Genomic DNA, 23,490 nt, shown 5'->3' on the forward strand with positions numbered 1-23,490 from the left:
ATTTAGATATACTTGTATAGACAAGCACACACAAGGTCGGATTTAACAAAAAAGATACAATTTTGCTATATTGCGTTAGCGATCACGCTTATAAAACTTATGACATAAAGTGGCCCTGCAACCGGTAGCGATTTCCCGGGAACAGCAGCTTCGCATGCGACACAATTTGTGAGGACGACCAGGTACGACGGCGGATCAGCAGGCAGGGATCGTGCTCTTTAATACGCAACAGCTCGCATTCCTGCGGCGTGGCGCGCACGGCTTCCACGATATGCTCCCCTTCCGTCAGCGGGGCGACGAGCGAGAGATACGCATGCGGTGTGGTTTGGGTGTAATCCTGATTCAGATAGTCCGGTATCCGCTCCGCGTTGACGCAGCGATCTTCAATCTGGACCGGAATGTCGTTCTCATAGTGCACCATCACCGAATGGAAAATCCGGGTGCCCTCGGTAACGTTCAGCTCGATGGCCTGTTCGGCGCTGGCCTGCGTCTCTTCAAGCACCAGCACCTCGCAGTGGTGCTGATGGTTGCGGGCGGCAATTTCATCGGCAATGCTGCGGATTTCAAACAGCGCCGACTGTCCTTTTGGCTCCGCCACAAATGTCCCCACCCCTTGCAGGCGCACCAGCAACCCTTCATCGGTCAGTTCACGCAGTGCGCGGTTGATGGTCATTCGGCTAAAGCCAAACTGCGCCACCAGCTCGGCCTCGGACGGAATGCGGTCATGCGGGCGCCAGACGCCGGCTGCGATTTTTTCGCTGATCGCCTGCTTCACCTTTTCGTAAAAAGGCGCGGGAGGGCTCGGCTGCGGCAGGGGCGAGCGTGAAAACATCATGACTCCTTGAATGTTGTTATGCCCACCAGTGAGCAATTTGCCAGGCCAGTCGGGCGGCGAGCTTAGCGCCCTGACCGTCCCGATCGTAGTGCGGATTAAATTCCACCAGATCCGCCGCCTGTAGTTTACCGCTTCGGCAGATACGCTCAATCACCGGGAACAGATCCAGCGCCGGGATCCCCAACGCCGCAGGGGCGGACACGGCGGGCATTTCTGCGGCAGGCAGCACATCGAGGTCAACGGTGAGATAAACCCGGTCTGCCTGCGTAAGCACGCTATCCAGCGCGGATAGCGCATCCCGGCGAAAATCGAGATCTTCAACCAGCGTCACGTTCAACCGCTCAGCTTCCTCCCACAGCGCCTGAGTATTCGCCGCACGGCTTACCCCCAGGCAGGCGTAGTGAAACACCCGAGACTGAGACGCGCAGTAGTGCGCCAGCTGGCGGAACGGCGTGCCGGACGTTGCCCGTTCAGCCTTGCGTAAATCGAGGTGCGCATCCAGGTTGATCACCGCAATGCGATCGTTCGGAAAGGCGTCCAGCACGCCGCGCCCGTGCGCCCAGGCGGTTTCATGTCCACCGCCGAAAACCAGAGTACGCATCCCGGATTGCTGGCACGCGGTTATGGCCTCGCTCAGCGCCTGCTGTGCCGCCTCCAGCGCGTGTCCTTCAACATAAACAGAACCCATATCCACGAGGCGCGCATGCCCCTGATGGCTCGCCATATTCGCCAGCGCGCCGCGCAACACATCGGGCGCCTGTGCAGCACCGGGCCTGCCCTGGTTACGCTTAACCCCTTCATCACATTCAAAGCCCAGCAGGGCAATGCCTGACGGCACGGGAGAAAAGTGTTCGCGCTGCTGTATGGTCTGGAAGAGACGTTTCGCGGTGCTGGACTCGGCGCTGTCGTCACGCCCCTGCCAGACCTGCGGGGAGACGGGATGCCACAGTTTCATGCTACCTGCCCCCGAAACACGCGTTGATACAAAGGATTCCGCCCCGGCTCGTAAACCATCTCAACCGGATGATTCGCCTCCCAGACGACGAAATCAGCCACATAACCGGGCTTTAACTGCCCGTGCGTCGCAGCACGTCCTAGCGCCTGCGCCGCATGCCGCGTCACGCCAGCCCAGGCCTCTTCCGGCGTGAGGCCAAACTGGACGCAGGCCATGTTCATTGCCAGATGCAGGCTGGCAAACGGACTGGTGCCCGGGTTGTAGTCGGTAGCCACCGCCATCGGCACACCCTGCTCTCTGAGCTGAGCCACCGGTGGACGCTGGCGCTCCTGAAGAAAATAGAACGCGCCGGGGAGCAATACCGCCACCGTGCCGCTTTGCGCCATCGCCTGAATACCTGCATCATCGAGATACTCAATATGATCGGCCGACAGCCCTTTATACTGGCTGACCAGCGCCGCGCCGCCAAGATTCGACAGTTGTTCTACATGCCCTTTTACCGGGATCCCGAGCGCGGCGGCGGCCCGGAACAGGCGCTCGGTTTGCGCCGGGGTAAAGCCGACGTTTTCACAAAACACGTCCACCGCTTCAAATAACTCTTTTTGCCACAGCGTGGGCATGATCTGCTCACAGACCAGCGCCAGATAGGCATCCGGATCTTGTCGGTACTCGGCAGGAACGGCATGCGCGGCCAGCAACGTCGGGCTGATATCGACCAGATTATTCAGGCTGAGCTGGCGGGCAACCAGCAGCATTTTCTCTTCGGCTTCGGCATTCAGACCGTATCCTGATTTTATTTCAACGGTCGTTACGCCTTCATTCATCAGCCGCTGGAGTCGCTGCTGCGCCACCGTCAGGAGCGTTTCCGGCGAACTGTTGCGGGTGGCCGTGACCGTGGCGTTAATTCCGCCGCCCTGCGCGCTAATGGTCTGATATGACACGCCGTTAAGCCGTTGCTCCCATTCCGCTGCACGATCGCCGCCGAACACCAGGTGGGTGTGGCAATCGATCAGGCCGGGAGTAACCAGACGCCCGTCGAGATCGACACACTGACAATGCCCGGAGGGGATCTCGGATTCAGGAATAATGGCCAGAATCGTCTGGCCGCGCACAACGAGGGCATGTTGTTCTCTCAGGCCGTAGGGTTCCGCCTCGCCTGTCGCCAGGGTTGCCAGTCGCGCATTTCGCCATATAACATCATCGGGATTAAGCTGCTGCATGTGCCTTCCACTTGTCATGGGTTGTATAGACATTTATTTTCATCTGCCGCCTGCTGTCAACCGCATTGGGGGAAAATGTTATTTATTTGTGATGACTTTCCCGTCGCCTGCGGGCAAAAATGCAACTTTTCCGGTTTTTATCTTCCCGTTTCGCTCAACTTAGTATAAAAAAGCAGGCTATTTCGTCTATCCAGATAAGACTTGCATACCCAGGAGCATTACCTTGAATATTTCCAGGATTTCCCGTCTGGCGTTGGCACTCGCCTTTGGCGTGACTTTATCCGCTTGCAGTTCAACACCACCGGATCAGCAACCTTCTGAGCAGGTTGCTCCGGGCACCGCTTCCCGTCCGATCCTGTCAGCGGCTGAAGCGAAGAACTTCACCCGTGCGCACTATTTCTCGGCGATGGATCCCAATGCAGCCCCGTGGACGCCTTCTTCTATTAACCTGCCGAAACAGCCAGACTTCGTTGTCGGCCCGGCCGGGGCGCAGGGCGTTACACACACCTCTATTCAGGCAGCCGTTGATGCCGCAATCACCAAACACAGCGCATCTCGTCAGTACATTGCCATCCTGCCGGGTGAATACGAAGGAACCGTTTATGTTCCGGCGGCACCGGGAAGCATTACACTTTACGGCCTGGGCGAAAAAGCGGTCGACGTAAAGATTGGCCTGGCGATTGATTCAGAGATCGACAGCACCACCTGGCGCCATCTGGTAAACCCGGCCGGTAAATACATGCCAGGTAAACCGGCGTGGTATATGTTTGATAACTGCCAGCGCAAGCGTGCCGCCACCATTGGCGTGATGTGTTCGGCGGTATTCTGGTCACAAAACAATGGCCTGCAATTGCAAAACCTGACCATTCAGAACACCCTGGGCGACAGCGTTGACGCAGGTAATCATCAGGCCGTGGCGCTGCGTAGCGATGGCGACAAGGTACAGATTAACAACGTCAATATCCTGGGCCGCCAGAACACCTTCTTCGTGACCAACAGCGGCGTGCAGAATACCCTTCAGAACAACCGTCTGACGCGTACTCTGGTCACCAACAGCTACATTGAAGGCGACGTGGATATGGTCTCTGGCCGCGGCGCGGTGGTATTTGATAACACCGACTTCCGCGTGGTGAATTCACGTACGCAGCAGGAAGGTTACGTCTTTGCACCGGCCACGCAGTCTAACCTGTTCTATGGCTTCCTGGCCGTGAATAGTCGCTTTACTGCTGCTGGCGATGGCGTGGCGCAGCTTGGTCGCTCTCTGGACGTGGACTCCGCCACTAACGGCCAGGTAGTGATCCGCGACAGCGTGATTAACGAAGGCTTTAACATGGCGAAACCGTGGGCGGATGCGGCGATCTCGAAACGTCCTTTCTCCGGCAACACCGGCACGGTGGATGATAAAGACAACGTGCAGCGTAACCTGAACGACGCTAACTTCAACCGCATGTGGGAATACAACAACCGCGGTCTGGGTAGCAAAGTGGTTGCTGAGCCGAAGCAGTAAAATGCCTGCTGCCGGGTGGCGGCTGCGCCTTACCCGGCCTGCCACATGCATTAACCGCGCATAAAAAACCTCGCATTTGCGAGGTTTTTTTTCGTCTACGGATCAATGAGCGTTAATCACAACCCACATCGGCCCTTGTCCGACCGCATAGCGTCCTTTCTCTTCCAGTAGACCCTGCACGCCCTGGATTTCATAGAGCGCAATGTGGTGGGATTTCTGCCCCGCCGCAATCAGGTACTTGCCGCTGTGGTCGACATTAAAGCCGCGCGGCTGGGTTTCAGTTGGCTGGAAGCCTTCAACTGCCAGAACGCTGCCGTCTTCAGAGACGCTGAAGACGGTGATCAGACTGGAGGTACGGTCACAGGCATACAGGTGACGGCCATCCGGCGTGATGTGAATGTCTGCCGCCCAGCGTGTGTCAGAGAAATCAGATGGCATCATGTCCAGCGTCTGTACGCACTCGATCTGCCCGTTAGGATCGTTCAGCTCCCACACGTCTACCGAGCTGTTCAGCTCGTTAACGACATAGGCATACTGCTGATTCGGATGGAAGACCATGTGGCGCGGGCCTGCGCCTTCAACGGTGGTGACTTCCGCCGGGCTCTGCGCGACCAGATGGCCGTCATCGCTCAGGGTAAACAGGCAGATGCGGTCCTGCTTAAGCGCTGGCACCCACAGCGTGCGGTTATCCGGCGAAATGTTGGCTGAGTGGCAACCTTCGAGCCCTTCTACCACGTCGACGGTTTCAACGGGAATACCGTCTTCCAGGCGGGTGACGCTCACGGAGCCTGCATTGTAGGAGCCGCTGAAGATAAAGTTGCCTTTATGGTCAGTGGAAATATGGGTCGGGCTGCCCGGCAGCGGGGCTTCTGCGGTATAGGTCAGCGCGCCGTCATCCGGGGAGATGCGGTATGCCAGTACGCGGAATTCGGGGCGTACGCCGACATAAAGAAAACGTTTATCCGGGCTGACGACCATCGGCTGCACCTGGCCTGGCACATCAACAACCTGAACCAGCGTAAGCGAACCTTCTGTATTCAAACGCCAGACATGGATCTGCTGACTTTCAGGACTGGCGGTATAAACGGTTTGTTTCATGAATACTCCTGATTATTTTTAACGGTGAATGCTGAATTGTAGTCCGGGATTTTGCAGGGTTCCGCTCTCGGTGTACCATCCCGACAGACCTTAAATTCAACATTAACCCGGAAGAAAAAATGACCTCGCGAGTGATTGCCCTGGATTTAGACGGAACACTGCTTACCCCTCAGAAAACCCTGCTCCCCTCTTCTCTTGAGGCCCTCAAACGAGCCCAGGAAGCGGGGTATCAACTTCTCATCGTAACGGGTCGACATCACGTAGCCATTCATCCTTTTTATCAGGCACTGGGCTTAGATACACCTGCAATTTGTTGTAATGGCACCTATTTGTATGATTATCAGGCAAAAAAGGTTTTAGCCTCCGATCCGCTTCCCGTTACGCAGGCGCTGCAATTGATTGATTTACTGGATGAGCACGCCATTCACGGCCTGATGTATGTGGATAACGCCATGGTGTATGAACGCCCTACCGGCCATGTGATCCGCACCAGCAACTGGGCTCTGTCTCTGCCGGAAGCGCAGCGTCCGGTGTTTACTCAGGTTTCCTCCCTGCGCCAGGCGGCGGAAGACGTCGAAGCAATCTGGAAATTTGCCCTGACCGATGAAGACACCGCCAAACTGAATACCTTCGCAAAACTTGTCGAGCATACGCTGGGTCTGGAATGTGAATGGTCCTGGCACGATCAGGTGGATATCGCCCGCAAAGGCAACAGCAAAGGAAGGCGTCTGACCCAGTTCGTTGAATCGCAGGGCGGATCAATGCAGGACGTAATTGCTTTCGGCGATAACTATAACGACATCAGCATGCTGGAAGCGGCCGGAACGGGCGTGGCGATGGGTAATGCCGATGACGCGGTGAAAGCGCGCGCTGACGTGGTGATTGGTGATAACACCACCGACAGCATCGCGCAGTATATCTATACCCACCTGCTGTGATCAGGCGGTTATGGAAACGCTCTTGATTTGCGCGTAAAGCCACAGGCCAGGCTTGATACCCAGCTCATCCCTGGCCCACGGGCTGATGCGCGCCCACAGCGTTCTGCTGCCCACTTCCAGCTGCACTTCCACCTGGCCGTTATCATCAAAACACTGCGCCACTTTTGCGCGCAAAATATTGCGGATACTGGTTTGCAGCGGCGGTTGCAGGACCAATGAGACATCCGACGCCTGAATGCGGATCCGTAACGTGGACTGAATCGGCGTATCGATTTTATTCACCCACAAATGCTGATCGCCCAGCGCCAGCGCGGTCATCGCGTAGTGCGGATGGTGCTCCAGCACGCTCACCTTCAGAATGCTGCTCTGCTGCTCCTTTGGCAGCCATGGATGCATAACGCTGCTGCCCCACACCTCCTCCAGATTGCCGAATGCCTTCACCCTGCCCGCTTCGAGCACCAGCACTTTGTCGGCCAGATGTAAAATCTCATCCAGCGAATGGCTGACGTAGAGCATTGGCACATTGATTTCCCGCGCCAGACGTTGCAGATACGGCAGCAGCTCGCGCTTGCGCGGAATATCCAGCGAGGCCAGCGGCTCATCCAGCAGCAGCAGTTCCGGCGCGGTTAACAGGGCGCGGCCAATCGCCACACGCTGTTTTTCACCACCCGACAGCGACGACGGCAGACGATCCAGCAGCGGTTCGATGCCCAGCAGCGCCACCAGCTTATTGAACTGTCCGGCCATGCTTTTTGCCATGCCGTAACGCAGGTTCCCGCGAACGCTGTAGTGCGGAAACAGGCGCGCATCCTGAAACACATAGCCGATACGGCGTTTGTCCGGTGACAGGCAGACCTTCTTCTCCGCGTCATTTAAGACGCGGTTATTTAGCACAACACGGCCAGACTGGGGACGCGTCAGGCCGCTAATCGCATTAATCAGAGACGTTTTCCCCGCCCCGGACACGCCAAAAATGGCGGTGATACCGCTGGCAGGCAGCGTTTCGTTCAGCGTCAGGGTGTGACTGCCCAGGGTTTGCGTAAAGTTGAGTTCCAGCATCACGATTTCCCCATCCGTTCACGGCTGAGGCGCGCCAGCCACTCAGACACCAGCAGCGAGACCAGAGCGAGCACAATCGAAATAATACACAGCCGGGCCGCCGCACCTTCGCCGCCCGGGGTCTGAATCAGGGTATACATGGCCGACGGGATGGTCCGCGTCTCGCCGGGAATGTTCGACACAAAGGTGATGGTCGCGCCAAACTCACCCAACGAGCGGGCGAAGGCTAACACCGTACCGACGATAATGCCCGGTAACGTAAGCGGAAGCGTAATGGTCAGGAATACCCGCCAGCGGCCTGCGCCCAGCGTGCGGGCGGCCTGTTCTAACCGGATATCCACCCCTTCCAGCGCCAGGCGGATAGCGCGCACCATCAGCGGGAAGGACATTACTGCCGCGGCCAGAACCGCGCCGCGCCAGCTGAAAGCAAAGGTCAGTCCGAACCAGTCGTACAGCCACTCGCCAATAACGCCGCGTCGCCCCATGGAGATCAGCAGCAGATAGCCGACCACCACAGGCGGCAAGACGAGCGGAAGATGAAGAACACTGTCGAGCAGGGCTTTGCCTGGAAACTTCACGCGAACCAGTAACCAGGCAAAGAACACCCCAAAGGGCAAACTCAGCGCAACCGCCAGGGAAGAGACTTTCAGGCTCAGCAGCACGGCCTGCCATTCAGGTTCGGTCAATATCATTCGTGAGTCGTAAATCCGTAACGTTTAAAGATAGCGGACGCTTCCGCCCCCTTCAGGTAGTCAACGAAGGCCGTCACGCTCGCATTTTTATGCCCATCAACTATCGCAACAGGATATTCCACTTTCTTATGCGAGTCTTCCGGGAAGGTACCCACTACCTTCACGCCTTTACTGGCGACGGCATCGGAGCCGTAAACGATCCCGAGTGGCGCTTCGTTACGCTCCACCAGCGCCAGCGCGCCACGCACATCTTCTGCGGGAGCCAGCTTCGGCGATAAGGTTTCCCATGCGCCAAGTTTTTGCAGCGCTTCTTTCGCATAAATCCCGGCAGGAACATGCTCCGGATCGCCCACCGCCAGACGACCACCGTTGAGCAGACGGGTCCAGTCCGTCTGTTTGTTGATGGCGATGTCGCCCTGCTTGCTGTTTGCGGGTGCAACCACCACCAGGCTATTTCCCAGCAGCGTTTCGCGGGTAGCCGTATCAACAGATTTTTTCTCCACCGCGTAATCCATCCATTTCTGATCGGCAGAGATGAACAGATCCGCGGGCGCCCCCGCTTCAATCTGGCGGGCCAGCGTGGACGAGGAGGCAAACGACGAGACCACCTCGACGTTTTTCTCTTTTTTGTATACCGCAGCAATATCCTGCATCGCGTTAGTCAGCGACGCCGCCGCAAAGACCGTGATTTTTCCTTCATCCGCCAGCGCGTGGCCGGTGAGTGAGAGAGTCAGCGTTGCCCCTGCGAAAAGGCGTACCCATGAACGTGCCATTTGAAGCTCCTGTGCGTATCGTTATATACAAATAAATATAACGATATATCGCAGGCGTTCCTAGCGCTAAATCGTACCCATTAATGCGTAAACTCAAGGAACGTTGTAAAAGATATCGGCGGGAGAGGAATAAACTTGAGAGCAAAACGCCCGGGCTGGCCGGGCGTTTTGGAGGAAATCATTGCTGCTTTTTAGGCTGGTCACGACGATGACCAATGTTCGAAAAGACGTTGAACACTTCACCCAGGCCGTAGATGGCACCGAGGATGATAGCCATCACTACTGGCACCATGATTACCGCGAATACCAGACTTTTCAACAACTCTAACATGGTTTTCTCCAGATCTTGTGAACGGCTTATTCTACCCTGAAAAGTAAGAAAAACATCCCCTTTTGTGCGGTGCGCTTTCCGCCCCCGGGCATTTGGGTCACAATAGCCTTTTTGCCGGGACACTGTTATGCAGGCCGAAATTCTCCTCACCCTACGACTTCAGCAGAAGCTTTTCGCCGATCCGCGACGTATCGCCCTGTTAAAACAAATAGAACAAACTGGCTCGATTAGCCAGGGAGCAAAAAACGCCGGCATCAGCTATAAAAGCGCCTGGGATGCGATTAACGACATGAACACCCTGAGTGAACACACGCTGGTTGAGCGCGCCACCGGCGGGAAAGGCGGCGGCGGCGCCGTGTTGACGCGTTACGGGCAACGTCTGATCCAGCTCTACGATTTACTGGCGCAGATCCAGCAAAAAGCATTTGATGTGCTGAGCGATGACGACAACCTGCCGCTGGACAGCCTGCTGGGCGCCATCTCCCGTTTCTCTTTGCAGACCAGCGCCCGTAACCAGTGGTTTGGTACGGTGACGGGGCGCGATCATTCGCAGGTGCAGGAGCATATTGAGATCCTGCTCGCGGACGGCACGACGCGCCTGAAAGCCGCCATCACCGCGCAAAGTGGTCAACGCCTTGGGCTGAACGAAGGTCAGGAGGTGCTGGTATTACTCAAAGCCCCCTGGATCAGCATCACGCTTAACCCTGAGCAGGCCGCAGAGGCCGACAACCAGCTGCGGGGACGCATCAGCCACATCGAGCGCGGCGCAGAACAGTGTGAAGTGCTGATGACCCTGCCGGATGGACAGTTGCTCTGCGCCACCGTTCCGGTGAACGACGCGACCGAATTAGACGAAGGTGCTGTGGTGACCGCATATTTCAATGCAGACAGGATAATTATCGCCACATTGTGCTAAGCACATTGACAACCCTGCTTACACTGAGTATCCCTGACATCTGTTGCTGCAAAAAATGGGATAACACATGTCATCATTGCATATTTCGCAAGGCACGTTTCGTCTTAGCGATACCCGTACCTTATCGCTGCCAGAGTTAACCCTTCGCGCCGGAGAAAGCTGGGCGTTTGTGGGCTCTAATGGCAGCGGAAAATCCGCGCTGGTCCGCGCTTTGGCAGGCGAATTAACCCAACTGAAGGGTGAACGTCGGTGCACCTTTACCCGGCTGACGCGCCTTTCCTTCGAACAGCTGCAAAAGCTGGTCAGCGATGAGTGGCAGCGTAACAATACCGATTTGCTCAGCCCCGGCGAAGAAGATACCGGCCGCACGACGGCGGAAATTATCCAGGATGAGATAAAAGATCCTGCCCGCTGTCAGCAGCTGGCGGAGCAATTTGGCATTACCGCCCTGCTTAACCGCCGTTTCAAATATCTTTCTACCGGTGAGACGCGCAAAACGCTGCTGTGTCAGGCGCTGATGAGCGAGCCGGAACTCTTGATCCTGGATGAACCGTTTGACGGACTGGATGTACAGTCCCGCGCGCAGCTGGCAGCGTTGCTGGCGTCGCTTAACCAGCAGGGATACACCCTTGTACTGGTCCTGAACCGCTTTGATGAGATCCCGGATTTCGTACATTATGCAGGCGTGCTGGCGGACTGTAGCCTGACCGAAACCGGCGAGAAAGCCGTACTGCTTCGGCAGGCGCTGATTGCGCAGCTGGCCCACAGCGAGAAACTGGACGGTATTGCCCTGCCGGAGCCGGATGCGCCTTCGGCGCGCCACGGGCTGGATCCTGACCAGCCGCGCATTGTGCTGCGCGATGGGGTGGTTGCTTACGACGATCGCCCTATTCTTAATCACCTCAGCTGGACGGTTAATCCTGGTGAGCACTGGCAGATCGTCGGCCCCAACGGGGCGGGTAAATCCACGCTGCTGAGCCTGATCACCGGGGATCACCCGCAGGGATACAGCAACGATCTCACCCTGTTCGGCCGTCGCCGCGGCAGCGGGGAAACCATCTGGGATATCAAAAAGCACATCGGCTATGTCAGCAGCAGCCTGCATCTGGACTACCGGGTGAGCACCACGGTGCGAAACGTGATCCTCTCTGGCTTCTTCGACTCCATTGGTATTTATCAGGCGGTATCCGACAAGCAGCACAAGCTGGCGCAGCAGTGGCTGGATATTCTGGGTATGGATAACCGGGTCGCCGATGCACCCTTCCACAGCCTGTCGTGGGGGCAGCAGCGGCTGGCATTGATCGTCCGCGCGCTGGTCAAGCACCCTACGCTGCTGATTCTGGATGAACCGTTGCAGGGGCTGGATCCGCTCAACCGTCAGCTGATCCGCCGCTTTGTGGATGTCCTGATTAGCGAAGGTGAAACCCAGCTGCTGTTTGTGTCCCACCATGCTGAGGATGCCCCGTCCTGCATCACCCATCGGCTGGAATTTGTCCCTGACGGCGAGCAATACCGCTACCTGCTGAGCAAAATCGATTAACGCTCGGAGGGCGCTGCCCTCCGCTTTTCAGACAACCTGCAACAATACATCTCTATCTCTTTGATCTACAATGCACTCAGTCTGAGAAAAAGCGCGTGTGAAAACCAGTGTAAACGATACCACTATTTTATCCCATGTCACACTTTTCGCGTCTCTGATATGCTATGGTTAATTCATACCATAAGCCTAATGGAGCGAAATATGCGAGTTCTGGTAACAGGTGGTAGCGGTTACATAGGAAGTCATACCTGTGTGCAACTGCTGCAAAGCGGCCACGATGTTGTCATTCTTGATAACCTGTGCAACAGTAAGCGCAGCGTGCTGCCGGTCATTGAACGCCTTTCGGGTAAACAGCCGACTTTCGTGGAAGGCGATATCCGCAATGAAGCATTGATGACTGAAATCCTTCACGATCACGCGATTGAAACCGTTATCCACTTCGCGGGCCTGAAAGCGGTTGGCGAATCGGTGGCAAAACCGCTTGAGTACTATGACAACAACGTCAACGGTACCCTGCGTCTGATCTCCGCCATGCGTGCGGCCAACGTTAAAAACTTTATCTTCAGCTCTTCCGCAACCGTCTACGGCGATCAGCCAAAAATTCCTTACGTTGAAAGCTTCCCGACCGGTACGCCGCAAAGCCCGTATGGCAAAAGCAAGCTGATGGTAGAGCAGATCCTGACCGACCTGCAAAAAGCCCAGCCTGAGTGGAGCATCGCGTTGCTGCGCTACTTCAACCCGGTCGGCGCGCATCCTTCAGGTGATATGGGCGAAGATCCGCAGGGCATTCCTAACAACCTGATGCCGTATATCGCGCAGGTTGCCGTAGGGCGTCGCGATTCCCTGGCGATTTTTGGTAACGATTATCCCACCGAAGATGGCACCGGCGTGCGCGATTACATTCACGTCATGGATCTGGCCGACGGCCACGTGGCGGCGATGCAGCAACTGGCGGACAAACCGGGCGTGCATATTTACAACCTCGGCGCCGGGATTGGCAGCAGCGTGCTGGATGTGGTGAATGCTTTCAGTAAAGCCTGCGGCAAGCCGGTGAAGTATCACTTCGCTCCCCGCCGTGATGGCGACCTCCCGGCTTACTGGGCCGATGCCACCAAAGCGGATAAAGAGCTCAACTGGCGTGTCACCCGCACGCTCGATGAAATGGCACAGGATACCTGGCACTGGCAATCACGCCATCCGCAGGGCTATCCGGACTAAGGATTTGTCATGACGCAATTCAATCCCGTCGATCACCCGCATCGTCGTTTTAACCCGCTCAGCGGGCAATGGATTTTAGTTTCACCGCATCGCGCCAAGCGCCCCTGGCAGGGGGCGCAAGAGACGCCTGCCAAACAGACGCTGCCGCAGCATGATCCGGACTGTTTCCTCTGCCCGGGCAATACCCGCGTGACGGGCGATAAAAACCCGGACTACAAAGGCACCTTCGTGTTTACTAACGACTTTGCCGCGCTGATGACCGATACGCCGGACGCGCCGGAAAGCCATGACCCGCTGATGCGCTGCGAAAGCGCCCGCGGCACCAGCCGCGTGATCTGCTTCTCGCCCGATCACAGCAAAACGTTGCCGGAGCTGAGCGTGGATGCCCTGAAAGAGGTGGTCAGCACCTGGCAGGTGCAAACCGCGGAGCTGGGCCAGAGCTATCCGTGGGTGCAGGTGTTTGAAAATAAAGGCGCGGCGATGGGCTGCTCCAACCCACATCCGCACGGTCAGATCTGGGCGAACAGCTTCCTGCCGAACGAAGCCGAGCGTGAGGACCGACTGCAAAAAGCGTATTTCACCCAGAACGGTTCGCCTATGCTGGTGGATTACACCCAGCGTGAGCTGGCGGATGGCAGCCGTACCGTGGTGGAAACCGAACACTGGCTTGCGGTAGTCCCTTACTGGGCGGCGTGGCCATTTGAGACGCTGCTGCTGCCGAAAGCCCATGTTCAGCGCATTACCGAACTCAGCGACGCCCAGCGTGACGACCTGGCGCTGGCGCTGAAAAAACTGACCAGCCGCTACGACAACCTCTTCCAGTGCTCCTTCCCCTACTCCATGGGCTGGCACGGCGCGCCGTTTAACGGCGAAGAGAATCAACACTGGCAGTTACATGCACACTTCTACCCGCCGCTGCTGCGCTCAGCAACGGTACGTAAATTCATGGTGGGCTATGAAATGCTGGCGGAAACCCAGCGCGACCTGACGGCGGAACAGGCGGCAGAACGTCTGCGTGCCGTTAGCGACGTCCATTACCGCGAATCAGGAGTCTAAAAATGAGTCTGAAAGATAAAACACAATCCCTGTTTGCTGAAAAATTTGGCTACCCTGCCACCCATGTTATCCAGGCGCCAGGCCGCGTTAATCTGATCGGCGAGCACACCGACTATAACGACGGTTTTGTCCTGCCGTGTGCCATCGACTACCAGACGGTGATCAGCTGTGCGAAACGCGACGATCGTCATGTGCGAGTAATCGCCGCGGATTACGGCAACGAAATTGACGAATTTTCCCTCGATGCGCCGATCGTGACCCACGACAGCCAGCAGTGGTCGAACTATGTTCGCGGCGTGGTGAAGCACCTGCAAAAGCGTAACAAGAATTTCGGCGGGGCCGATCTGGTGATCAGCGGCAACGTGCCGCAGGGGGCGGGATTAAGCTCTTCCGCATCTCTGGAAGTGGCGGTCGGCACCGTGTTCCAGCAGCTTTATCATCTGCCGCTGGACGGGGCGCAGATCGCCCTGAACGGTCAGGAAGCGGAAAACCAGTTCGTGGGCTGCAACTGCGGCATTATGGATCAGCTGATTTCCGCGCTGGGCAAGAAAGAACACGCTTTGCTGATTGACTGTCGCTCCCTCGGGACCAAAGCGGTTCCGCTGCCTAAAGGTGCGGCTGTGGTGATCATCAACAGCAACTTCAAACGCACCCTGGTGGGCAGCGAGTACAACACCCGTCGCGAACAGTGCGAAACCGGCGCGCGCTTCTTCCAGCAGCCAGCCCTGCGTGATGTCTCACTTGATGAATTTAACAAGGTCGCCCACGAGCTGGACCCGGTTGTCACGAAGCGCGTGCGCCATATACTGACCGAAAATGCCCGTACCGTAGAAGCCGCCTCCGCGCTGGCGAAAGGTGACCTGAAACGGATGGGCGAGCTGATGGCCGAATCGCATGCCTCCATGCGTGACGATTTCGAAATCACCGTGCCGCAAATCGACACCCTGGTTGAAATTGTGAAAGCCACGATTGGCGACAAAGGCGGCGTGCGTATGACCGGCGGCGGATTTGGCGGGTGCGTCGTCGCCCTCGTGCCGGAAGAGCTGGTCCCTGCCGTCCAGGACGCCGTGGCTAAGCAGTACGAAGCCAAAACGGGCATCAAAGAAACTTTCTACGTCTGTAAAGCATCACAAGGAGCCGGACAGTGCTAAACGAAATACCTACACTCGCACCGGATGGTCTGCCGTATCGCCTGTTAACCCTGCGCAACAGCGCCGGGATGGTGGTTACGCTGATGGACTGGGGCGCAACGTTACTTTCTGCCCGCGTACCGATGCCTGACGGCAGCGTGCGCGAAACCCTGCTCGGCTGCGCATCGCCGGAGCAGTATATCGAGCAGACCGCTTTTCTGGGCGCATCCATAGGCCGCTACGCTAACCGCATCGCCAGAAGCCGGTTTACGCTGGACGGCGTAACGTATTCCCTGCTTGCCAGCCAGGGCGAAAATCAGCTGCACGGCGGCCCGGAAGGGTTTGATAAACGTCGCTGGAAGATTGTGCAGCAAAATGACGGTGAGGTCTGGTTCTCTCTGGACTCCCTCGATGGAGACCAGGGCTTCCCGGGCAATCTCACCGCAACGGCGCGCTTCACCCTGACCGAAGATAATCGCATCGCCATTGAGTACCGCGCGACCGTCGATAAGCCGTGCCCGGTCAACCTGACTAACCACGCCTATTTCAACCTTGACGGTAATCAGACCGATGTCCGCAGCCATAAACTCCAGATCCTGTCGGACGAGTATCTGCCGGTCGATGAGATGGGTATCCCTTATCAGGGGCTGAAACCGGTAAGCGGTAATAGCTTTGATTTTCGTCAGCCGAAAACCATCGCCCAGGATTTCCTGAGTGATGACGATCAGCGCAAGGTGAAAGGCTACGACCATGCTTTCCTGTTGCAGGCGAAAGGCGATCTTTCTCAACCTGCCGCACAGGTCTGGTCTGCTGATGAGAAGTTACAGATGACGGTCTACACCACCGCCCCCGCCCTACAGTTCTATTCCGGTAACTATCTGGAGGGTACCACGGCGCGCGAACATGACGCCTACGGCGCCTGGCAAGGACTGGCGCTGGAGAGCGAGTTCCTGCCGGACACGCCTAACCATCCTGAATGGCCGCAGCCGGACTGCGTGCTACGTCCGGGTGAAGAGTACGTAAGCGTCACCGAGTATCATTTCATTCCGCGCGCTTAATGTCCGGCGGCGCACGGGCCTACAAATGTAGGCCTGATAAGCGAAGCGCCATCCGGCAAAAAAGCCTGGCCCTCACCGCGAGGGCTTTTTTATCTCCGCCTTGCTGAAAATAGCGGCGATCGCAGACAAAATCATAACCCTGGATTCACATGCATCTTACACTCTCGAACTATTTTCGCTATGGTTAGGGTTAAGCGTTGCTGCTGGCACAGTCACGGCAATATAATGAGAATTGTTATCATTCAAAATGCTTGAGGAGTAAGAAATGGCTAATACTAAGCTTGTCCTGGTGCGCCACGGCGAAAGCCAGTGGAACAACGAAAACCGCTTCACCGGTTGGTATGACGTTGATCTGTCCGAGAAAGGCGTGAGCGAAGCAAAAGCGGCAGGTAAACTGCTGAAAGAAGAAGGCTTCACCTTTGACTTTGCTTACACCTCTGTGCTGAAACGTGCCATCCATACCCTGTGGAACATTCTGGACGAGCTGGATCAGGCCTGGCTGCCGGTTGAGAAATCCTGGAAACTGAACGAGCGTCACTACGGTGCGCTGCAAGGTCTGAACAAAGCGGAAACCGCAGAAAAATACGGTGACGAGCAGGTTAAGCAGTGGCGTCGTGGTTTTGCGGTTACGCCTCCAGAGCTGAGCAAAGATGACGAGCGCTACCCGGGCCACGATCCGCGTTACGCGAAGCTGACTGAGGCTGAACTGCCGCAGACCGAAAGCCTGGCGCTGACCATCGACCGCGTTGTGCCTTACTGGAACGAAACCATTCTGCCACGCCTGAAAAGCGGCGAGCGCGTCATTATCGCTGCTCACGGTAACTCCCTGCGTGCGCTGGTGAAATACCTGGACAACATGGGTGAAGATGAAATCCTCGAGCTGAACATCCCTACCGGCGTGCCGCTGGTGTACGAGTTCGACGAAAACTTCAAGCCAGTTAAACATTACTACCTGGGTAACGCCGACGAAATCGCTGCAAAAGCGGCAGCCGTGGCGAACCAGGGTAAAGCGAAGTAATATTTGCCGGACATAAAAAAAGCGTGGAGAAATCCACGCTTTTTTGTTACCCGCAACAAACTTAGCCGCGACGCGCTTTTACCGCATCCGCCAACTGACGCAGGATCGCATCGGTATCGTCCCAGCCAATGCAGGCATCCGTCACGCTCTTACCGTAGACCAGCGGCTCGCTGCCCTCCAGGTTCTGGTTGCCTTCAACCAGATGGCTCTCAATCATCACCCCAATCACTGCGCGTTCACCGCTGGCGATTTGCTGACACACATCTGCGCCGACTTCCATCTGCTTTTTGAACTGTTTGCTGGAGTTGGCATGGCTGAAATCGATCATCACCTGCGGTGCCAGACCTGCTTTCTCCAGCCCTGCTTTTACCTCCGCTACGTGTTTAGCGCTATAGTTAGGCTCTTTACCGCCGCGCAGTATGATATGGCAATCGCCATTACCGCTGGTATTCACGATAGCCGAGTGGCCCCACTTGGTCACCGACAGGAAGCAGTGCGGCGCGCCCGCCGCATTAATGGCGTCAATGGCGACCTTGATGGTGCCATCAGTGCCATTTTTGAAACCCACCGGGCATGACAGGCCAGACGCCAGCTCGCGGTGAACCTGAGATTCAGTCGTACGCGCACCAATAGCGCCCCAGCTCATCAGGTCAGCCAGATACTGCGGGGTGATCATATCGAGGAATTCTCCGGCAGCAGGCAGCCCGCTGTCGTTGATCTCCAGCAGCAGCTTACGCGCAATGCGCAGGCCGTCGTTAATCTGGAAACTGTTGTCCATATGCGGATCGTTGATTAACCCTTTCCAGCCCACGGTGGTACGCGGTTTTTCGAAATAAACGCGCATCACGATTTCCAGTTCGCCTTTCAGCTCTTCACGCAGGGCGAGCAGACGCGACGCATACTCTTTGGCCGCAGCAGGATCGTGAATGGAGCATGGCCCGATCACTACCAGAAGACGATCGTCGCTACCTTTCAGGATCTTGTGGATCGCCTTGCGGGCATGAGACACCGTGTTGGCGGCATTTTCGGTGGCGGGGAATTTTTCAAGGAGCGCTACGGGAGGTAATAACTCATTGATCTCTTTAATGCGTAAATCGTCGTTCTGATAATTCATCTTCTTTCCGGCTCTGCCATATCTTTAGTAATGAAAGCAATCCTTTCAATCTAACTTGTCGGCCACGAAGTGTAAACGGGCTTTTACACTTCGCGCAGATAATTCCTGGAATTCGCCTAAAATACGCAACAAAATAGCGAAAAATGAGATCTGGCCTAAGCTTTTTACTTGTAACGACTGTTTTTAAATATTTATACGCGATTCCATCCTGACATAATTCAGGAGTCCGGAATCTTTCGCCACTGAACAAGATGCACTGTTGGAGAATGTTATCCAGCGTAACGATAAGAACAGGAGCACCATGATGAAAATGACGAAACTGACTACGCTTTTCCTGACGGCAACCCTTACCCTGGCAAGCGGTAGCGTACTGGCTGCTGATGCAGGCTCATCCGGCAGCAACGGCGACGCGAATGCCGCTGCCGAAGCAGGCCAGGTTGCGCCGGATGCAAAACAGAATATTGCGCCAAACAATGTTGATAACAGTAATATCAACACGGGCAATACCAATACTGGCGGGACGAACACAGGCACGATGAACCATGAGGGTATGACTACCGACGAGGTGCATAAAAACTCAGTCTGTAAAGACGGGAAATGCCCGGACCCGAATGACAAAGTGGGCAGCGATGCCAATACCAAAACGGACGGTACTACCCAGTAACCTTCCATAAGGTAAAACAGGGAGAGCGAATGCTCTCCTTTTTATTTAAGCTCTTAAAAACGCTACACTAAAAATAATAATAAATCAGGAACGATACCATGGCGCACTCCCACTCCTATTCCCACTCCACTGGCGATGAAAATGCCAAACGGCTTTTGCTGGCTTTTGGCGTCACTGCCACCTTTATGATTATTGAGGTCACAGGCGGACTAATATCCGGATCGCTGGCGCTGCTGGCCGATGCAGGACACATGCTTACCGATGCCGCGGCGCTGCTCTTCGCACTGCTGGCCGTGCAGTTTGCCCGTCGCCCGCCCAATGCCCGCCACACCTTTGGCTGGCTCAGGCTGACCACGCTTGCCGCCTTTGTGAATGCGATTGCCTTAGTGGTGATTACCATACTCATCGTATGGGAGGCTTTTCAGCGCTTTCGGCATCCCCAACCGGTAGCCGGGACAACAATGATGGTTATCGCCATTGCCGGGTTGGTCGCCAATATTCTGGCGTTCTGGATATTGCACCGCGGCAGCAGTGAAAAAAATCTGAACGTACGGGCCGCGGCGCTTCATGTGCTGGGCGATCTGCTGGGTTCTGTTGGTGCGATTGTGGCCGCGCTGATCATTATGGGCACGGGCTGGACCCCTATCGACCCGATTCTTTCCGTGCTGGTATCGTGCCTGGTATTGCGCAGCGCCTGGCGGCTACTGAAGGAGAGCGTAAATGAGCTACTGGAAGGCGCGCCCACATCACTGGATATTGGCGAACTGAAGCGCAACCTGAGTCGTTCCATTCCTGAAGTCCGTAACGTTCACCACGTTCACGTCTGGCTGGTGGGTGAGAAACCGCTGATGACGCTGCACGTTCAGGTTATTCCGCCCCACGATCACGATGCGTTGCTTGAACGTATTCGGCATTTCCTCGAGCATCACTATGAGATTGCGCACTCCACTATCCAGATGGAGTACCAGCCTTGCAGCGGGCCAGACTGCCACCTTAACGAGGCGCAGTCCGGCCACTCACACGCACATCACCATTAACGGGAAAGCGCGCGAGAGCCACGCTCACGCGCGCTGTTAATCCACATGCGGCTGCCGTTGAGAGCAATGAAGGTCAGGAGCATATACTCCAGCGACATGGCATAAACACCCTGGCGGGCAAAAATCACCACGCTAATGACATTGATGACCACCCACAACAGCCAGTTCTCAACGTATTTACGCGTCATCAGGATCATCGCCGCAATCGACAGCACCATCATGCAGGAATCCCAGAACGGGAAGGCATCCGGCTGAAGCTCAGGCAGGGTGACGTTCAATCCCAGCCCCGACATCACCGAGACCGCCACGCGCGTCAGGAAGGCAAATACCGGATCAATAAAGACGGTCATAAAGCCGATAGCCACCACGCAGGCCGCGAACCAGGCGATGGCTTTAGGCAACGGCAGCCAGCGGATTTGCAACTCCGCCTCCTGCTGGCTGTTTTGCCGAGACCAGGCGTACCAGCCATAGATATTGGCCGCGAAGAAGAACAGCTGTAGAAGCAGGCTGGCGTAGAGCTGGATCTGGAAGAAGATGATCGCAAACAGCGTGACGTTTATCAGCCCGAACGCATAGTTGCTGATCTTCTCAAGGCTGGCCAGCCAGATACAGAGTAAACCGGCCAGCGTACCCACCGCTTCAATCCACGACAGGTCATAGCCGCCCGCACCAATCGGGATATGAACCAGGATGTTCTGTGTGCTAAAAAAATCCATTTTTTCTCCGGGGCGTAATAAGTTAAGTACGTAGTGTAGCCGCAAAATCCAGCATACGGTTAAGTGGAATTAACGCGCCTTCACGCAGAGCGGCATCCACGTGGATCTCATGCGCTGCGCCACCGTTCTCAAGCGCCTCCGAAATCGCTTTGAGCCCATTCATCGCCATCCACGGGCAATGCGCGCAGCTTCGGCAGGTCGCCCCTTCTCCGGCGGTCGGCGCTTCGAGCAACGTTTTTTCCGGCACGGCCTGCTGCATCTTGTAGAAGATACCGCGATCGGTCGCCACAATGAGCTGCTTGTTCGGCAGGGTTTTCGCAGCATGAATAAGCTGGCTGGTTGACCCGACGGCATCCGCCATGTCGACGATGGACTGCGGGGATTCCGGGTGCACCAGAATCGCGGCCTGCGGGTATAAGCCTTTCATCCGGGTCAGCGCCTGGGTCTTGAACTCATCGTGGACGATACAGGCCCCCTGCCAGCACAGCACATCCGCACCGGTCTGTTTTTGTACGTAGTTTCCCAGGTGACGATCGGGCGCCCAGATGATTTTCTCCCCCAGGCTGTCCAGATGTTCAATCAGCTCAACGGCGATACTGGACGTCACTACCCAGTCCGCCCGGGCTTTCACCGCCGCAGACGTGTTGGCATAGACCACCACGGTACGGTCAGGGTGGGCATCACAGAAGGCGGTGAACTCATCAATCGGGCAACCGAGGTCAAGGGAGCAGTCGGCATTCAGCGTCGGCATCAGTATGGTTTTTTCCGGGCTGAGAATTTTTGCCGTTTCGCCCATGAAGCGCACACCTGCAACCAGCAGCGTGGAGGCAGGATGTTTAGCGCCGAAACGCGCCATCTCCAGCGAGTCTGAGATACAGCCGCCCGTCTCCTCTGCCAACTGCTGAATTTCCGGGTCAGTGTAGTAATGCGCCACCATCACCGCATCACGCTCTTTAAGAAGGCGCTTAATTTTCTCACGATAGAACTGCTTCTCATCCCGGCTTAGCGGCGCTGGCTTCGGCGGGAAGGGATAGATTGCGGTTTCGGGATCAAACATCACACTCATTATGGCTTCTCGTTTTACTGGCTTAACAATATTGCCTTTGTTTTGCGGTAGATAGCAAAAATGACGGCAATGGTGTTTTATATACTAAACAAGATAGCGAATATTAGGTGGAATGTCATCGGGAATTGGTGCCGGCAGCATTTGTCGGGTGGCGGCTTCGCCTTACCCGACCTACAAAGCACTGGGGAACGACAGATAGCAAAAAGGCGCCTTTAGGGCGCCTTTTTACATTGGTGGGTCGTGCAGGATTCGAACCTGCGACCAATTGATTAAAAGTCAACTGCTCTACCAACTGAGCTAACGACCCCTTACGGGATGTACTTCAAATCTATTCAGGCTGGTGGGTCGTGCAGGATTCGAACCTGCGACCAATTGATTAAAAGTCAACTGCTCTACCAACTGAGCTAACGACCCGAGTGGTGGGTGATGACGGGCTCGAACCGCCGACCCCCTCCGTGTAAAGGAGATGCTCTACCAACTGAGCTAATCACCCACTCTGTGCTGCCGGAACTGCTTTAAGTGGTGGGTCGTGCAGGATTCGAACCTGCGACCAATTGATTAAAAGTCAACTGCTCTACCAACTGAGCTAACGACCCACTTTTGCGCTGCTTTCACGTTGTTTGATATCCCGTGGCAACGGCGGCATATATTACTGATTTAAGAATTCTGCGCAACAAAAATTTCGATGAAGATCACTTAACTGCTTAGGAATCATGCTGCACGACCAGAAATAACGCGATTTCTGGTCATGCGATAATCAACCCATCGAACTCAAACGTTTTTGTGCCTGTTTGGCGCCGTCTGTACCCGGGAATTTCGCAACCACCTGCTGATAAACCGCTTTGGCTTTTGCAGTGTCGCCTTTGTCCTGCATGATCACGCCGACTTTATACATCGCATCAGGCGCTTTCGGTGATTTCGGGTAATTTTTCACCACAGAGGCAAAATAAAACGCCGCATCATCCTTTTTACCCTTGTTGTAATTCAACTGACCCAGCCAGTAGTTCGCATTTGGCTGGTAAGTGGAATCAGGGTACTTCTTAACGAAGTTCTGAAACGCAACGATAGCATCGTCCTGGCGCGATTTGTCCTGCACCAGGGCAATGGCCGCGTTGTAGTCCGTATTCGCGTCACCGCTCTGTACAGGCGCACCAGACGACGCGGAGGCATCTGCCGCAGGTGCAGGCGTCGCCGCACCGCTTTGATCGCCTGCTGCTGGCTGTGCTGCTGCTCCGCCGCTGTTCAGGCTATCCATCTGCAACAAAATTTGCTTCTGGCGCTCCACAACCTGATTAAGCTGATACTGACTCTCCTGGATCTGACCACGAAGGGAATCAATATCATTCTGGTTATCGGAAAGCTGCTGCTGGAGTTGAGTTAAAAGCTGGCTGTGAGCGTTAGAAATACGCTCGAGTTGAGTGACTCGATCTTCTACCGAGCCTGAGCCGACACTACTGATTGGTGCCTGAGCAAAAGCGGCCCAGGGGGCCGCTATTCCAACCAGTAACGACAGACTCATCAGATGATGTCTGAAGTTACTGCTCATGCA

General features: G+C 55.9%; 23 protein-coding genes and 4 tRNA genes. 11 read left to right on the plus strand and 16 right to left on the minus strand.

The window, feature by feature from the left end; translation table 11 throughout:
* Window positions 1-97: 97 nt before the first annotated feature.
* The 3 genes from SK53_RS08795 to hutI are packed head-to-tail and all read right to left on the minus strand — an operon-like array spanning window position 98 to window position 3,010.
* A complete protein-coding gene (locus SK53_RS08795) occupies window positions 98-832 on the minus strand; it encodes a histidine utilization repressor (RefSeq protein WP_003858534.1) in 735 nt (244 codons plus the stop codon).
* A gap of 19 nt (window positions 833-851) precedes the next feature.
* Window positions 852-1,790, minus strand: a complete 939-nt coding sequence (gene hutG, locus SK53_RS08800) for a formimidoylglutamase (protein ID WP_003858535.1) — start codon at window positions 1,788-1,790, stop codon at window positions 852-854.
* Window positions 1,787-3,010: an imidazolonepropionase gene (hutI, locus tag SK53_RS08805; protein ID WP_003858536.1), complete on the minus strand. Its 1,224-nt coding sequence runs from the start codon at window positions 3,008-3,010 to the stop codon at window positions 1,787-1,789. The genes hutG and hutI overlap by 4 nt, the downstream gene beginning before the upstream one ends.
* 223 nt (window positions 3,011-3,233) lie before the next feature.
* Between hutI and SK53_RS08810 the strand changes: the two genes are divergently transcribed.
* Entirely contained in the window at window positions 3,234-4,517 is a 1,284-nt protein-coding gene (locus SK53_RS08810) for a putative acyl-CoA thioester hydrolase (RefSeq protein WP_003858537.1), read from the plus strand.
* A gap of 102 nt (window positions 4,518-4,619) precedes the next feature.
* On the opposite strand, the gene pgl is transcribed toward SK53_RS08810, so the two are convergent.
* Window positions 4,620-5,615 (minus strand): 6-phosphogluconolactonase, encoded by a 996-nt coding sequence (pgl, locus tag SK53_RS08815; RefSeq protein ID WP_022650634.1) that lies wholly within the window; start codon window positions 5,613-5,615, stop codon window positions 4,620-4,622.
* A gap of 119 nt (window positions 5,616-5,734) precedes the next feature.
* On the opposite strand from pgl, the gene SK53_RS08820 reads away from it, so the two are divergent.
* Window positions 5,735-6,553 carry a pyridoxal phosphatase gene (locus SK53_RS08820; RefSeq protein WP_023324340.1) on the plus strand — a complete coding sequence of 273 codons (819 nt, stop codon included), beginning with the start codon at window positions 5,735-5,737 and terminating at the stop codon, window positions 6,551-6,553.
* Here the strand turns inward: SK53_RS08820 and modC are convergent, their stop codons facing one another.
* The 4 genes from modC to SK53_RS08840 form a co-directional block, all read right to left on the minus strand.
* Window positions 6,554-7,612 carry a molybdenum ABC transporter ATP-binding protein ModC gene (gene modC / locus SK53_RS08825; protein WP_048209091.1) on the minus strand — a complete coding sequence of 353 codons (1,059 nt, stop codon included), beginning with the start codon at window positions 7,610-7,612 and terminating at the stop codon, window positions 6,554-6,556. It abuts the gene before it with no gap.
* Window positions 7,612-8,304 (minus strand): molybdate ABC transporter permease subunit, encoded by a 693-nt coding sequence (modB, locus tag SK53_RS08830; protein ID WP_022650632.1) that lies wholly within the window; start codon window positions 8,302-8,304, stop codon window positions 7,612-7,614. Before modB ends, modC begins: the two co-directional genes overlap by 1 nt.
* The gene (gene modA / locus SK53_RS08835) at window positions 8,301-9,077 is read right to left on the minus strand and encodes a molybdate ABC transporter substrate-binding protein (RefSeq protein ID WP_048209092.1); all 777 of its coding nucleotides are present in this window, start codon (window positions 9,075-9,077) and stop codon (window positions 8,301-8,303) included. The genes modB and modA overlap by 4 nt, the downstream gene beginning before the upstream one ends.
* A 178-nt stretch (window positions 9,078-9,255) precedes the next feature.
* Window positions 9,256-9,408 (minus strand): AcrZ family multidrug efflux pump-associated protein, encoded by a 153-nt coding sequence (locus SK53_RS08840; RefSeq protein WP_003858549.1) that lies wholly within the window; start codon window positions 9,406-9,408, stop codon window positions 9,256-9,258.
* A gap of 127 nt (window positions 9,409-9,535) precedes the next feature.
* Here SK53_RS08840 and modE point away from each other — a divergent pair, with 127 nt between their 5' ends.
* From modE to gpmA, 7 genes are all read left to right on the plus strand, one after another.
* Window positions 9,536-10,324, plus strand: a complete 789-nt coding sequence (modE, locus tag SK53_RS08845) for a molybdenum-dependent transcriptional regulator (protein ID WP_003858550.1) — start codon at window positions 9,536-9,538, stop codon at window positions 10,322-10,324.
* A gap of 67 nt (window positions 10,325-10,391) precedes the next feature.
* On the plus strand, window positions 10,392-11,864 hold the full coding sequence (gene modF, locus SK53_RS08850) for a molybdate ABC transporter ATP-binding protein ModF (RefSeq protein ID WP_048209094.1): 1,473 nt from the start codon (window positions 10,392-10,394) through the stop codon (window positions 11,862-11,864).
* 201 nt (window positions 11,865-12,065) lie between these two features.
* Complete coding sequence (gene galE, locus SK53_RS08855) at window positions 12,066-13,082, plus strand: UDP-glucose 4-epimerase GalE (RefSeq protein ID WP_003858554.1); 1,017 nt, start codon at window positions 12,066-12,068, stop codon at window positions 13,080-13,082.
* 9 nt (window positions 13,083-13,091) lie between these two features.
* Window positions 13,092-14,138 (plus strand): galactose-1-phosphate uridylyltransferase, encoded by a 1,047-nt coding sequence (gene galT, locus SK53_RS08860; protein ID WP_022650627.1) that lies wholly within the window; start codon window positions 13,092-13,094, stop codon window positions 14,136-14,138.
* Between the two features lie 2 nt (window positions 14,139-14,140).
* Complete coding sequence (galK, locus tag SK53_RS08865; RefSeq protein ID WP_003858559.1) at window positions 14,141-15,289, plus strand: galactokinase; 1,149 nt, start codon at window positions 14,141-14,143, stop codon at window positions 15,287-15,289.
* Window positions 15,283-16,326, plus strand: a complete 1,044-nt coding sequence (gene galM, locus SK53_RS08870; protein WP_048209097.1) for a galactose-1-epimerase — start codon at window positions 15,283-15,285, stop codon at window positions 16,324-16,326. Before galK ends, galM begins: the two co-directional genes overlap by 7 nt.
* Before the next feature lie 265 nt (window positions 16,327-16,591).
* Window positions 16,592-17,344, plus strand: coding sequence for a 2,3-diphosphoglycerate-dependent phosphoglycerate mutase (gene gpmA / locus SK53_RS08875; RefSeq protein ID WP_003858562.1), 753 nt, complete (start codon window positions 16,592-16,594; stop codon window positions 17,342-17,344).
* A gap of 61 nt (window positions 17,345-17,405) precedes the next feature.
* Here the strand turns inward: gpmA and aroG are convergent, their stop codons facing one another.
* Window positions 17,406-18,458, minus strand: a complete 1,053-nt coding sequence (aroG, locus tag SK53_RS08880; RefSeq protein WP_003858564.1) for a 3-deoxy-7-phosphoheptulonate synthase AroG — start codon at window positions 18,456-18,458, stop codon at window positions 17,406-17,408.
* 304 nt (window positions 18,459-18,762) lie between these two features.
* Here aroG and SK53_RS08885 point away from each other — a divergent pair, with 304 nt between their 5' ends.
* Together SK53_RS08885 and zitB are read left to right on the plus strand one after the other, a co-directional pair.
* Complete coding sequence (locus tag SK53_RS08885; RefSeq protein WP_003858566.1) at window positions 18,763-19,122, plus strand: protein YbgS; 360 nt, start codon at window positions 18,763-18,765, stop codon at window positions 19,120-19,122.
* Window positions 19,123-19,220: 98 nt separating this feature from the next.
* Window positions 19,221-20,159, plus strand: a complete 939-nt coding sequence (gene zitB, locus SK53_RS08890) for a CDF family zinc transporter ZitB (protein WP_048209100.1) — start codon at window positions 19,221-19,223, stop codon at window positions 20,157-20,159.
* Here the strand turns inward: zitB and pnuC are convergent.
* The 7 genes from pnuC to cpoB all read right to left on the minus strand — a co-directional run bounded on the left by pnuC (window position 20,156) and on the right by cpoB (window position 23,487).
* Window positions 20,156-20,875, minus strand: coding sequence for a nicotinamide riboside transporter PnuC (gene pnuC / locus SK53_RS08895; RefSeq protein WP_045337001.1), 720 nt, complete (start codon window positions 20,873-20,875; stop codon window positions 20,156-20,158). The two genes, zitB and pnuC, sit on opposite strands and share 4 nt — an antisense overlap.
* Before the next feature lie 22 nt (window positions 20,876-20,897).
* Entirely contained in the window at window positions 20,898-21,941 is a 1,044-nt protein-coding gene (nadA, locus tag SK53_RS08900) for a quinolinate synthase NadA (protein ID WP_048209103.1), read from the minus strand.
* 231 nt (window positions 21,942-22,172) lie between these two features.
* Window positions 22,173-22,248: transfer RNA gene (locus SK53_RS08905), tRNA-Lys, on the minus strand.
* Window positions 22,249-22,279: 31 nt separating this feature from the next.
* Window positions 22,280-22,355, minus strand: a tRNA-Lys gene (locus SK53_RS08910).
* 3 nt (window positions 22,356-22,358) lie between these two features.
* Window positions 22,359-22,434, minus strand: a tRNA-Val gene (locus SK53_RS08915).
* 27 nt (window positions 22,435-22,461) lie between these two features.
* Window positions 22,462-22,537: transfer RNA gene (locus SK53_RS08920), tRNA-Lys, on the minus strand.
* A 161-nt stretch (window positions 22,538-22,698) separates the two neighbouring features.
* Complete coding sequence (gene cpoB, locus SK53_RS08925) at window positions 22,699-23,487, minus strand: cell division protein CpoB (protein ID WP_003858574.1); 789 nt, start codon at window positions 23,485-23,487, stop codon at window positions 22,699-22,701.
* Between the last annotated feature and the right edge of the window lie 3 nt (window positions 23,488-23,490).

The sequence above is a fragment of the Enterobacter sp. MGH119 genome, from assembly GCF_001037675.1.
In the GTDB taxonomy this organism is placed as follows: domain Bacteria; phylum Pseudomonadota; class Gammaproteobacteria; order Enterobacterales; family Enterobacteriaceae; genus Enterobacter; species Enterobacter hormaechei_C.